A 12291-nucleotide genomic window follows, 5' to 3' on the forward strand; every position below is an offset into this window, starting at 1 on the left:
AGCAATGATGATGGAACTGTCGGCTTACCGCGATATATTCATAGAAGAGCTGAACGAGCAATTAGAGCGGATCGACCAGTCCCTGCTTGCGCTGGAGCATGCTCCAACCGCTGAGCTGATTCAGACGATTTTCCGCGCAGCCCATACGATCAAGGGCTCCGCTTCCACTATGGGCTTTCGCGAGATGAGCGATCTCACGCACGAGGTGGAGTATGCGCTGGAGTGGGTGCGTGCGAAGAAGCCGGAAATTACCGGCAATCTGATTGACACACTCTTCCGGGCGCTGGATGCGATGAAGCTGCTGCGCACGCAGTATGTCCGCGGAGAGGGCTTCACAGACTGCTCCGCTGTGGTTGCGGAGATCAAGGCGCTGATTAATAAGCCGGCTGAACTTCAGCCGGTCCGGCTCCCGGTCCTCAATGCAGCGGAGCTGCTTCAGGCGGAAGAGGCTGTCGCAGCGGGCTACACACTGCTGGCTCTGGTAGTTACTTTAAGAGAGGATTGCCAGATGAAGGCGGCCCGGCATTATATCCTCTTGCAGCGTATGGAAGAGGTCTGCGGACCGGTGATTGCTGCTGCCTTAGCGCCCCCGGCGGCGCCTGGATCCGATGAAGACGCCCGCTACAGCCAATTTGCTGTAGTCGCTGCTTCCCCGCGCGAGATCCGGCAGGTGTCGGATCAGTTGGCAGGGGAGACAGATGTCGAGAGCATTGTCATTACACCGTTCGTGCCTGCACCTGCTGCCGGGACTGACATCCAGACTACGGCTGAACCGGCACCAGCTGAATCTTCGACCTCAGCTACGGGCAAAGGTACATCCCACGAGGTACAGTCAACGGTCCGGGTGAGTGTGGAACGGCTGGACCACCTGATGAATCTGGTGGGAGAGCTGCTGATCGAGCAGACCTCTCTGGCCGATCTGAGCGCTAATGGACAACGTAATGATCCCGCCAAGGTCCTGCCGGATATTGGCTCGATCTCGGATCATATGGGCGGGATTATTAAAGAGCTACAGGAAGGGGTCATGAAGACCCGGATGCTGCCGATGGATCAGCTGTTTAACCGTTTTCCGCGGCTGGTCAGGGATTTGGCCCAGAAGCTGGGCAAGGATATTGAGCTGCAGATTCAGGGAGGCGAGACCGAGCTGGACCGGATGATCATTGAAGAGCTAAGTGATCCGCTAATCCACTTGATCCGTAACAGCGCCGATCACGGAATCGAGAGTCCAGAGGTGCGTGTACAGCAGGGCAAGGCTCCGAAGGGCAGAATTACGCTTACTTCTTTTCATGAGGAGAATCAGGTCGTTATTCGTCTGGAGGATGATGGACAAGGCATCGATGCCGCCCGAATTACAGCCTCTGCGCTCAGTAAAGGGATCATTACGGAAGAGCAGGCAGGGTACTTAACCGCGCAGGAAGCCGTTAGCCTGATCTTCGAGCCGGGCTTCTCCACAGCCTCCGAAGTCAGCGAAGTGTCAGGGCGGGGCGTGGGGATGGATATTGTCCGCAGTCAGATTGGACGTCTCAACGGAATCATAGATATTCAGACCGAGCCGGGAGCAGGTACTCTGTTTACGATCCGTCTGCCGCTTACACTGGCTATCATCAAGGGGCTGCTGGTCAAGGTCTCCGGGCGTGTGCTGGTTGTCCCGATGTATAATGTGGCCGAGATTGTACGGATCGCTCCCGAAGAGATTCAGGTCGTTCAAGGGGAGCAGGCGATTATTAACCACGGGCGGATTGTTCCGCTCTCCTGGCTCAGAGACAAGCTGCATTATCCGCGCACAGAGCGCCATTCCAAGACGATTCCGCTCGTGATTGTAAGATCTGTTGACCGGATCGCCGCCTTCGCGGTCGATGAGATTATCGGCAACCAGGAGGTGGTCATTAAATCTCTGGGTGCGTATCTCGGGACGATGAACCATCTGTCCGGAGCAACCATCCTGGGCAACGGGCGGGTCGCTCTGATTCTGGATGCCTCTTATCTGGTCAGCCATTGAAGGCATTCCATGGCCGGGTGCGGGTATAGAATTGAATGAATTGGTAAAAATATGGAAAGAAACACCGGAAAGGGGTGAAGAGTTGGATATTACAATGGCTTCCGATGAAGTTATCAGTAGGATCAAGCAGCTTCAATCTGGTGGGGGCAACATGAATAAGAAGCAGATCAAGCAGCAGGAGCCCGAGCTGATGAGAAGTGCGCTGTATTATTTTCCAAGCTGGGAACACGCCGTGAAGAATGCTGGACTGCTGTAACAGAATATACAACACCAAAAAACCGGAAGGGCCGCTGCGGCCCTCCCGGTTTTTTGGTGTTAGAGCACAAGGGGGAACAGGTTACTTCAGGCCGCTCATAGGCCCGGGGTTCTTGAACTGCAGCTCAATGGCCTGCTGGTTCAAATGAAGCTCCGCCATATATGCCTTGATCTTAACTTGGAGCGTATGCAGCATTTCTGTATGCATATCATTAATACGGTCCTCTATGCAGAACGCTGAACAAGCCAGATAGCCGTCCGTATAGAATTTGGTATCATCCATCACCGTATTCAGTTTTTCTTTGTAGATGCGTTTTACCGGTCCGCTCTCCGGCTTAATTTCGTAATAGCGGTTGGTTTCCGCCAGCAGACGCCAATGGCTTACCTCAAGGCCATATTCATCCTTTTCCAGCTGCACGGTCACTTTGAAGATTTTGATAGGACTGTTCATGTTGTTGTTCCATTCTCATTGCAGGATTCAGAGATTATAGCATGTACAGACTGCAATGCCCACTGGAAGTTTATATAGAAATCGTATAATTTGGCATCATAGCATACAATTAATCCATTATTGTCCTGAAGCGGCAATACGTTAGCCTACTATAAAGGAGATCTTAAATGAAAAACACTGCTGCACAAGGACGTCCTATCGTTTATTCGCTGGTATGGGGAGTGGTCCTGACCCTGGTTGTATCCGTTGCCTCCGCTGTAGCCACGATTATGGAATTTGGCGACATGGGGATACGGAATGCTCAAGCCTGCGCTTACCTGGTAATGGGCATTATTGTAACGGTATATATGAAAAGAAAGGATTCTTCGCTCGTAAGCTTCGGCTTCCGCAAGCTGGAGGCTGGTCCGTCCCGGGCGGTGCTGTTCTATATCCCGCTGCTCATTATTGCGGTGGCCCAGCCGCTGATGAATGGAATCAACGTAGAGCTGGGAGCGCCTGAAGTAATCAGTATCGTCATTATGACACTGCTGGTGGGCTATACTGAGGAAGCCATTTTTAGAGGAGTGATTTGGAATGCTCTGAAATCCAAAGGCCCGCTGTTCTATATTGTGTTCTCGTCTATTGTTTTTGGGGTTCTACATATGGCTAACGCGTTTGGCGGAAATGATCTTATACATACGCTTCTCCAGGTGATCAATGCCCTGCTGCTGGGCTGTGTGCTCGCCTTGCTGATCGAGACCGGCAGGAATATTGTTCCGCTGATCGCGTTCCACTTCATCTACGATGCCCTGGCCATGGTCAGCAATGAGAATCTGGAGCATGAGGTATTTATCGTCGCTATTCTTAATATTCTATATCTTCTATACGGAATTTATCTGTTAGTGGTATTAATCCGCAAATATAAAGGCCATAGTCTCGCCCGGTGAGTTACGCGGCCAGCCTGTAGACAAATCTTCAGTCTGGCCGGTATTTTTCTGAAGGAATGATAGCGCATACATGAGAAAAAGCAGCTAACGGGAGCAAATATTCCGTAAACCAAGCAATTATTAGGGATAGGCATTTTATTTACAGTCCTCCTCTAATATCGCAGATTAAGCGGGGATATGCAGGTTTTTGAAAGTTTAAATTTGGGTGTTTCTCAGGTATAATGTAGACATCACCACAGGAACCACAAGCTACAAGAGCACTAAGCATTATAAGTGGTACTGCAGGTGATAGTCTCATTCCTAAATTTAGCAATGAATGAAGGAAAGGAGAGAGCCCCGATGTACTAGCGTTAGCGAAGCATGCCGGAATCGGCTGCTGATGGAGAAGGTGGATGATAACATCTTCTGGCAGATCGTGGGTATGCGGGAACCCAAGGAGCAAATCTTTATTGGAAGAAGAACGAAGCTAATTATTCAAGCAAGAGAAGGTTCTTGCGGAAGAAAGAGCGTGATTCCAATGAAAAAGGCTAGCGAAGCGTACAACTGCGATTCATCACAGTAGGGAAAACGTCCGTGAAAACGTTTTTCGTGAAATCGTGTACGCGGGAATCCACCCCATATGCATGACATGGAGCAACACTCCGAAATGGAGCGAACGGGCAACACGGAAGTATGAAGTGAACATGAAATTGAGAACAATCACCATGTCAGGGATATGGCTTTTGTTACTTGGAGGAAATGATTGAATTGAATAGCGTAATCAACACATGAATCCCCGGGCCTTAAGCAATCAGGCAGCGGGGATTCGTGCGTATGTACATATAAGCTCCTTCTCTCCTTGCCGGGGGAAGGGGCTTTTTTTGATATACAAGTTGCACCCGCTGCTACATGGTTTAGAAATAAACCAATTTAGGCAACACTGGATACATAACTACGCGACGACACAGCAGGGAGAGTCTACACATGAAATTTCATGAACAGCAACCCGGTCATCTGCATAATGAGCATCCACAGCGCCTGAGCCGGGAGTCTCACATCAATACGGAGCTGATCTGCCGCAGACTGGGGAACAGCTCGGATGTAAGCGTCCGCTCGCTTCGTCTGGATTGGGGCCATCCACAGCGGGAATGCGTTATTCAATTAATTTTCCTGGACGGAATGGTGAACAATCAGGTCTTGGAGGAGTCGTTCATTCCAGCGATTCAGTCTGCACCGCCTGCCCCGGAAGGGCACAGTCTGCTGGACTATTTCAGCAACCAGATCCTGAGTGCGGGACAGGTTCAAACGACTGAGACCGTGAGCGGAGCGGTCAAGGATATTTTATCCGGCTGTGTCCTGGTGTTGATTGATGGCTGCGATAAGGCGCTTGCGCTTGCGATCCAGGGCTATGAGAAGAAGAGTATTGATGAAACCAAGACGGAAACAGTCATCCGGGGGCCTCAAGAAGGGTTCACCGATGATCTGCGCACTAATATTACAATGATCCGCAGGAAAATGAAGGACGAGCGTCTGAGAATTGTAACCCGCTCGGTGGGGCAGGTGACACAGACGGATATTTCTATCCTCTATGTCGAGGGGGTGGCTGATCAGCAGGTGCTGAACCGGATAACGGAGATGTTCGATCAGATCGGGCTGAAAACTGTCCTGGAAGGCGAATTCATCGAGGAGTATCTGCAGAGCAACAAATACACGGTGTTTCCGACAGTGCTGAACACGGAGCGGCCGGATAGCATCACGGCAGGCCTGGCTGAAGGCAGGGTTGCCATTATAGTGGATGGGACACCCTTTGTCATGATTATTCCCTCCCTGTTCCTGGATTTCATCCAGTCGGCGGAGGATAGCTATCAGCCTTATTTGTTCTCCAGTCTGATTCGGATCTTGCGGCTCACCGCTGTAATTATCAGCATCTTTGCTCCCGGACTATACATTGCCATTACAACCTTCCACCAGGATCTGCTGCCCACCCGGCTGCTGCTAAGTATTATGTTTCAGCGTGAGGGCGTGCCGTTCCCGGCATTTGTTGAAGCCACGCTCATGGAGATCACCTTCGAGATCATACGTGAAGCCGGAATCCGTATGCCCCGCAACATCGGCCAGGCGGTATCCATTGTGGGGACGCTGATTGTCGGACAGGCGGCGGTAGACGCCGGAATTGTATCGGCAGGGATGGTGATCGTGGTGGCGATTACCGGAATTTCAAGCTTTGTTATTCCGGCCTATAATATGTCGATTCCCATCCGGCTCATCCGGTTTCTGTTCATGGGGGCGGCAGCTTCCTTCGGCATATACGGGATTACTGTAGGATTCGTCATTCTGACCGTGCATATCTGCAGCCTGGAGTCTGCTGGCGTTCCTTACATGCGGCCTTATGCACCTTATCTGAAGAGCGAGCAGGGAGATGGTGTCTTCCGTAGTCCTTATTGGTCCGGCTCGCGGAATAAACGCACCAGGAACGGGGCTTAGCCATGAGAAGGATGGTAATCCTAATCTGTGTGCTGGTTCTGATAAGTATACCGTTAACGGGCTGCTGGAGCCGCAAAGAACTTAGTGATTTGGCGGTCGCCATCGGTCTTGGCATTGACCGTACGGACAAGGGCTACCGGGTAACCGTGCAGATTGTCGCGCCCAGTCTGGCGGCTGCCAGCAGCGGAGGCGCGGGCGGGCCTCCGGCTCTTGTAGTTGCCACGGAGTCGGCAACCATTATGGAAGCTCTGCGCAAATTGACCACCATGCTGCCGCGTAAGGTATATCTATCCCATCTGAGCATGCTGCTGCTGGACGAGAGCATGGCCAGGGAGGGCATCCGCAAGCCGCTGGATTTCCTGTTCAGGGATCACGAGGTCCGGCCGGATTTCGATGTGGCCATCGTACGGGAAGGGACGGCTTACGATGCCTTATCCATCATGACCCCGCTGGAGCGGCTGCCGGCCAGAGATCTATATGATTCACTTAACGGGTCTCAGCGGAACTGGGCACCAACCTCGGCGGTACGTCTGCTTGATCTGATGAAATGGTTCGATCTGGACGGCCAGGAGGCCGTATTGACCGGTCTGCATCTGGTGGGGGATCTGGAGAAGGGAAAGACGAAGGAAAACGTCGATTCCATTAACAGCCCGCTCAAATTTGAGTACCGGGGCATCGGAGTGATGAAGGATGATGTTCTGCTCGGCTGGCTGAATGAATCGGACAGTAAGGCTTACAACTATGTGACCGGCAAGGTTAAATCGACTGTAGGCAAGGTGGATTGTCCGGACCTGGATGGAGATTTTGTGATGGAGGTACTGGATGCCAAGACCTCGATTAAGCCTGAATTGCGAAACGGGGAGCCATCAGCCACTGTCAAGGTGAGAATTGAGGCTAATGTGGGAGAGGTGGAGTGTAACCTTGATTTGAATAGCAGGGAGACGCTTGAGAAGATGAAAGAGATGGCCATTGCACGTACGGAGGCCCTGATTGCCACTGGAATCCGGGATGTGCAGAGTAATTTCGGCGTCGATATCTTTGGGTTCGGAAATAAATTTCATCAGAAGCATCCCCGGTACTGGAGTAAATGGAAGGATCAGTGGAATGAGAAATTCAGCAGGATGGATGTGAAGGTGGTTGTGGAGTACATCATTAAGGGCCGGGGAAGAATCGTAAATCCGCCATTAAAGGAACCGGACGCATGAATGCTTTTCTAATCTCAATCAATGTGCTGCTATGGATGTGGCAATTCAGCCGTTACCGCAAGAGACGGGGCAGACTCCGGGAGAAAACGCTTGTGTATGCTCTGTACGCACTGGCACTGGGCTTAAATATTGTGTCGGCCAAAGACGGGTTCACCCCTGATCTGCTGCGGCCGTTCATTAACCTGCTGCAATTCTTGAAGCCGGGCGACATTCTAGGCTAACTGGGAGTAGATTCAACAAAGGAGGGGATGTACAGATGAGCTCCCGGCAGTTAATGATGCTGCTGACTCTGCATTATTGGGGAAGTGCCTTGCTGGGGCTGCCTTCCATGGTCATCGGATTGTCCGGTAAAGATTCCTGGGCGCCGATCCTGCTGGGCATGCTGATTCAGCTGCTGGTCATCCGGTTATTCGTGGCGCTGTATTCCCAGATGAACGGCGATACCCTGGGGCAATTTCTAAGCCGTGTACTGGGGAATGCGGGCGGTAAAATCATGCTGGCCCTATATATATTCTGTGTGCCTTTTCTCATCTTTATTCTGACGCTCCGCAGCCTCGGCGACTTTACCAGCAACGACCTCTTTGTTGAGACTCCGCCATCAGCGATCTATGTCCTGATCCTGTTCGCCTTGGTCTATTGCCTGTATAAAGGGATTATTGCGGTCGGCCGGTCTGCTGAGATTACTTTCCCGGTTGCAATGGCTCTGCTATTGCTGTTCTTACTGTCCCTGCTGCACGGTACGGAATGGACGAACTTCCTGCCCGTCTTTGAGAAGGGGGGGCAGCCCGTATTTCAGGGCACGGTTATGTTCCTTGGTTATCCGAGCAGCGAAGTAGCCTTAAGCCTGTTCCTGGTTCCCTTCCTCAAGGACAAAGCTTCTTATCGAAAAGCGCTCGTCCACAGCACCTGGATTACCAGTATCGCCCTGCTTCTGCTGACGGTGCTGATTATTGCGGTGCTGGGCGAAAGCCTGCCGCCGAACATGCCTTATGTCAGCCAGTTTGCGGCCAAAACAGTAACGATAGGCGGATTCTATGAGCGGATTGAGACTATCGTCACAATCATCTGGTTCATCGTTATTTTTTACCGGCTGATTCTTACCCTCTTCATCGTTGCCTATGGCTGTGCTGATCTATTCGGAATTAAGCAATACAAGGAACTGCTGATTCCTCTGGCCCTGGCCAGCATTCCCTTGGCGATGAATGTCTGGGATAATCCCTCGGTGATTGCCGAGCTGAATGAAATCTGGTATCTCAATGTATTCTTCTTCAACCTGCTGTGCCCGTTAATATGGTATGCAGCCAGCAAGCTCAGAAGCAAGCCTAAATAGATCCAAGCAGAGGCACGATATAGTCACGGAACACATCCGGCGGAGGATTATTCTTCCCGCGCTTGTTATCCTGGGTCAGCACAGCGACGAGCTGAAGCTCCGGCACTACATACACGAATTGTCCGGCGTATCCGCGGGCGTAATAGTAGTCTACCAGACTGAATTCTCCGCTTGCTGTGCTGCGGGACAGGGCATCTGTCCACCAGTGCCAGCCATACCCTCCATGGCGGGGGGGCTCCGTGTGCATGACTGGCTGAACCGAACGTACAGCCCAACTGCCGGAGATGATCTGCGAATCCTTCCATACCCCCTGCTGCAAATAGAGCTGTCCGAAATTCAGCAGGTCTGCCGGCCGCAGCTTCAGCCCGAAGCCGCCGGTATGGATGCCCTGGGGGTCGGATTCCCAGTCATAGTCCCTGATGCCGAGCGGCCCGAAGAGAACTTGTTCGGCATAGCTGGCTGTGCTCTGTCCTGTGGCTTGTACCAGAATCGAAGACAGCAATTGCGAGATTCCTGAATTATATTCCATCCGGGTACCCGGCTCATCCGCGAGCGGCTGCTCCAGCACATAATTCACCCAGTGCGGGGTGCGGGTCATCTTCGGGAAGGAGTTAGCCCCGCCGAACTCCGTCCAGCGAAAGCCTGCAGACATGGTCAGCAGCTGCTCAAGCGTAATGTTTGGCTTCCGTGCGTCCTTATCGCGTAGGACCTGCGGGAAAAAGCCGCTCAGCGGTGCTGAAGGGCCGGGCAGCAGCCCCTGGTCCATGGCGATGCAGATCAGCGCGGAGAGGATACTCTTGGTGCAGGAGTTGATCTTCGCCAGCTCGGAGGCCGTGCGCTGATCTCTATAATGTTCGAAGATCAGCTTGCCTTGCTGCTGAATCAGACAGCTCCGCAGATTCAGCGGCGCAAGCGAGGCTGATAGGGTGGACAGGTTCATTGGGATTATCCTTTCTATATATACATATGTTGGTACGTTTTTACCAAACTGGCGTAGTTCTTCAGGGGCGTTTGGCTTAGCTTAACGGACTGAGGTGCTCTTATCCGGGAAGAAAGCCGCCAATGGGGCGAGTAACGGACTCCACAGGCCTTATCCTTTGCACGGCAGCTCCGAAACGTCTCATAGAGAGACTATAAGGTCGCCTGAGTCCGTTACGCTGCAAAAAGTGGCGTTTTCGCGGGGATAAGGTCTCTTCGGTCCGTTAGATTTAGGGTGGATAGGGATTAACAAGCTTATCCATCCTTTTTAATCTGATGAGCTACTAGTTCGAACCCATTTAGGGAAGATTTAGTTGTACTGTATTATCTCAATCTGACACCGGGAAGTCCAATTTGTTTATACACATTTATTACCAGTCACGGCTTGCCATAGTCAGTTATTATAAGAATATATAATAAGCGCCAAGAAGTTAACGACAGGCCTACAGGAGCGGAGGAGATTTATGGTTCAGGATCACCAATTACGGATACGTCCAATAGCTGAAGGGGATTTGCCCAGGCTATGGGAGCTCGCTTATAAAGAGGAGACCCCGGAATGGAAGAAATGGGATGCGCCTTATTATGAACACAAACGCATTACATGGGAGACGTATTACGAGAAGCGAGCCGAAATTATTGGATGTGGGAACAATTGGGTAATAGAAGTAGAGGGCGCTATTATAGGTGATGTCAGCTACTATTGGGAGCATAAGCCGTCATACTGGCTGGAAATGGGGATTGTCATCTATGATCCTGCCTTTTGGGGCAGCGGTTACGGGACTAGAGCTCTGAAGCTGTGGATCGGTCATTTATTCACTGCCCTTCCGCTAGTCCGTGTCGGCTACACCACCTGGTCCGGGAATGAGCGCATGATGAAGGCAGGAATGAAGCTGGGCATGACCATGGAGGGCAGGCTGAGAAAATGCCGATATTATAACGGAATATTCTATGATTCTATCCGGATGGGGCTGCTTAGAGAGGAGTGGGAGGATACTTTGAAAGAGTAAATATGAATGTTTGTGAAAAAAGACACAAATTCGTGAAAATTATCACGTTGTATTCATAAAATTTTAATATATAATAAAGTTAACTTAAAGAAACAGGGGGAATTAAAATGAAATTATTTAAAGTATTAGTAGTAGCAGGCGTATCGGTAGCTTTGTTGTCGGGTTGTGGATCGGATAAAAACAATGCAGACAAAGGGACAGCAGCGACAGCTGCACCAGCAACAGAACAGACAGATGCAGTTACCACCGCTTCAATCGTGAACCAGGCAGATGCTTTCATCAGTGCAGTAAGCGATAAGGGAACCTGGATCGTTGCTATCCTCAATGATCTGACTGTGGACAAGGATGTAGTGGTAGCAGGCGAGTTCCACGACAAGAACGATACAGCTAAGCCAATCTACCGTAAGCTGGCCCTGTACGCACAGGATGCAGACCACAAAGTTACAGCTACTTACACCCTTACAGCACCGAAAGTAACTGTACAGAGCGAGAACTTCCGCGTTCAAGGCGGTACGATCAAGGGTGATGTATATGTAGAAGCTAACGGCTTCAACGTGTACAAGGATGCTACTATCGACGGCAACCTGTACTTCTCCAGCGAAGATGTGAAGGCAACGGCTGTACTTGAAGGTAAAGTAACCGGAGCTACTGAAGTTAAATAATATAATACACAGCATAGATGTGAATGACATAAGCCAGCAGATGAAGGCCCACTTGGAGCCTGGTCTGCTGGCTTTTTGCAAATATAAGAATGTATATGTTTCACCCTATACATTGTCCTTCTATTTCTCGCCGAAACGGTACCGTCCTTTAAAAGGACGGTACCGTTTCCACTTGATGAATAAATAAATGTTTACAGCTTGCTGCAGGGGTACTTTTGTAATCTGTCCGGAAATATTCTATAGTTAGATGGAAGCCATTGTAAGCGCAATCACTTGGGATTGGGGATGTATAAAGAGATGAAAACTACCCGCAGATGGGGGATAGCAGCCGGAGTGATTCTTGCTTCGGTAGCGGTACTCTATATCTTATTATATATGTATGAAAAACCAGGCGGCTGGTCTGACCGGCGGATGTCGCAAGCCTTAGGACTTGCGCAGACCCTCCAGATTCCACTTGGCGGCACTCCGGAGGAAGCGGTGCGGTTGTTCCGTGAGTCGGATTCCACGACGGTGGTACATAAGGAGACTGTCGGCAGGGGAGAGCTTGTGTTCCTTACCCGGTCAGGCCAGCAGGAAGGCGGCGACCTTCAGGTAGAGTATGTCCGCAAAACTTGGCTTGGATGGAAATGGGTCTGGGGAGCAGGGTATGGACAGGGCGAAGCTCCTTCCCCAGCGGCCATGAATTATATGAGGGTGCCTGAAGTTGAGCAGGTGTCCACGCCGTTTCCCATGGTATTCGGAGAGGTGCCGGACCCGGCCATTCAGCAAATCATTGTTCAGCAGAAGGAAGCCGGGACTGACAAATCCGAAGCTAAGCTAATTAGGACGGTATCCGGCCGGACGATCTGGTTTGCTTTTCAAGCGGCGACGGCGGGTGTTCCGTTCGAGATCGAAGGACTGGACCAGACCGGGAAAATAATTGCTGCCAAGGTTATTACAGATGTCCAGGGCAGCGGGTCGATTGACTCAAGCCGGTGAATGAATCAATTTCCGAATGAGGAATGTTGATAGACTC

The 12291-nt window shown here is 51.1% G+C and carries 13 protein-coding genes; 11 read left to right on the top strand and 2 right to left on the bottom strand.

The genetic code is table 11. The features are described from left to right. The first annotated feature begins 7 nt into the window (after positions 1 to 7). Positions 8 to 1999 carry a chemotaxis protein CheW gene (locus NST04_RS16200; protein ID WP_445667922.1) on the top strand — a complete coding sequence of 664 codons (1992 nt, stop codon included), beginning with the start codon at positions 8 to 10 and terminating at the stop codon, positions 1997 to 1999. Continuing rightward, entirely contained in the window at positions 1974 to 2255 is a 282-nt protein-coding gene (locus NST04_RS16205; RefSeq protein WP_341185070.1) for a hypothetical protein, read from the top strand. The genes NST04_RS16200 and NST04_RS16205 overlap by 26 nt, the downstream gene beginning before the upstream one ends. An 81-nt stretch (positions 2256 to 2336) precedes the next feature. Here NST04_RS16205 and NST04_RS16210 read toward each other — a convergent pair whose 3' ends face one another. Beyond that, a complete protein-coding gene (locus NST04_RS16210) occupies positions 2337 to 2705 on the bottom strand; it encodes a hypothetical protein (RefSeq protein WP_341185071.1) in 369 nt (122 codons plus the stop codon). A gap of 167 nt (positions 2706 to 2872) precedes the next feature. Between NST04_RS16210 and NST04_RS16215 the strand changes: the two genes are divergently transcribed. The 6 genes from NST04_RS16215 to NST04_RS16240 all read left to right on the top strand — a co-directional run bounded on the left by NST04_RS16215 (position 2873) and on the right by NST04_RS16240 (position 8629). Beyond that, positions 2873 to 3631 (top strand): CPBP family intramembrane glutamic endopeptidase, encoded by a 759-nt coding sequence (locus tag NST04_RS16215; RefSeq protein WP_341185072.1) that lies wholly within the window; start codon positions 2873 to 2875, stop codon positions 3629 to 3631. 379 nt (positions 3632 to 4010) lie between these two features. Beyond that, positions 4011 to 4193 (top strand): hypothetical protein, encoded by a 183-nt coding sequence (locus tag NST04_RS16220; protein ID WP_341185073.1) that lies wholly within the window; start codon positions 4011 to 4013, stop codon positions 4191 to 4193. 401 nt (positions 4194 to 4594) lie between these two features. Continuing rightward, positions 4595 to 6094, top strand: a complete 1500-nt coding sequence (locus NST04_RS16225) for a spore germination protein (RefSeq protein WP_341185074.1) — start codon at positions 4595 to 4597, stop codon at positions 6092 to 6094. Positions 6095 to 6096: 2 nt separating this feature from the next. Then, on the top strand, positions 6097 to 7299 hold the full coding sequence (locus tag NST04_RS16230) for a Ger(x)C family spore germination protein (RefSeq protein WP_341185075.1): 1203 nt from the start codon (positions 6097 to 6099) through the stop codon (positions 7297 to 7299). Further along, the gene (locus tag NST04_RS16235) at positions 7296 to 7520 is read left to right on the top strand and encodes a hypothetical protein (protein ID WP_341185076.1); all 225 of its coding nucleotides are present in this window, start codon (positions 7296 to 7298) and stop codon (positions 7518 to 7520) included. The genes NST04_RS16230 and NST04_RS16235 overlap by 4 nt, the downstream gene beginning before the upstream one ends. A gap of 35 nt (positions 7521 to 7555) precedes the next feature. Beyond that, complete coding sequence (locus NST04_RS16240) at positions 7556 to 8629, top strand: GerAB/ArcD/ProY family transporter (RefSeq protein WP_341185077.1); 1074 nt, start codon at positions 7556 to 7558, stop codon at positions 8627 to 8629. On the opposite strand, the gene NST04_RS16245 is transcribed toward NST04_RS16240, so the two are convergent. Beyond that, on the bottom strand, positions 8622 to 9569 hold the full coding sequence (locus NST04_RS16245) for a serine hydrolase domain-containing protein (RefSeq protein WP_341185078.1): 948 nt from the start codon (positions 9567 to 9569) through the stop codon (positions 8622 to 8624). The two genes, NST04_RS16240 and NST04_RS16245, sit on opposite strands and share 8 nt — an antisense overlap. A gap of 502 nt (positions 9570 to 10071) precedes the next feature. On the opposite strand from NST04_RS16245, the gene NST04_RS16250 reads away from it, so the two are divergent. From NST04_RS16250 to NST04_RS16260, 3 genes are all read left to right on the top strand, one after another. Further along, a complete protein-coding gene (locus NST04_RS16250) occupies positions 10072 to 10614 on the top strand; it encodes a GNAT family N-acetyltransferase (RefSeq protein WP_341185079.1) in 543 nt (180 codons plus the stop codon). 107 nt (positions 10615 to 10721) lie between these two features. Then, complete coding sequence (locus tag NST04_RS16255; protein WP_341185080.1) at positions 10722 to 11276, top strand: hypothetical protein; 555 nt, start codon at positions 10722 to 10724, stop codon at positions 11274 to 11276. 297 nt (positions 11277 to 11573) lie between these two features. Then, entirely contained in the window at positions 11574 to 12254 is a 681-nt protein-coding gene (locus NST04_RS16260; protein WP_341185081.1) for a hypothetical protein, read from the top strand. The last annotated feature ends 37 nt before the right edge of the window (positions 12255 to 12291 follow it).

Origin of the sequence: Paenibacillus sp. FSL H7-0756 (genome assembly GCF_038006765.1) — a bacterium.
Lineage (GTDB): Bacteria > Bacillota > Bacilli > Paenibacillales > Paenibacillaceae > Paenibacillus_AQ.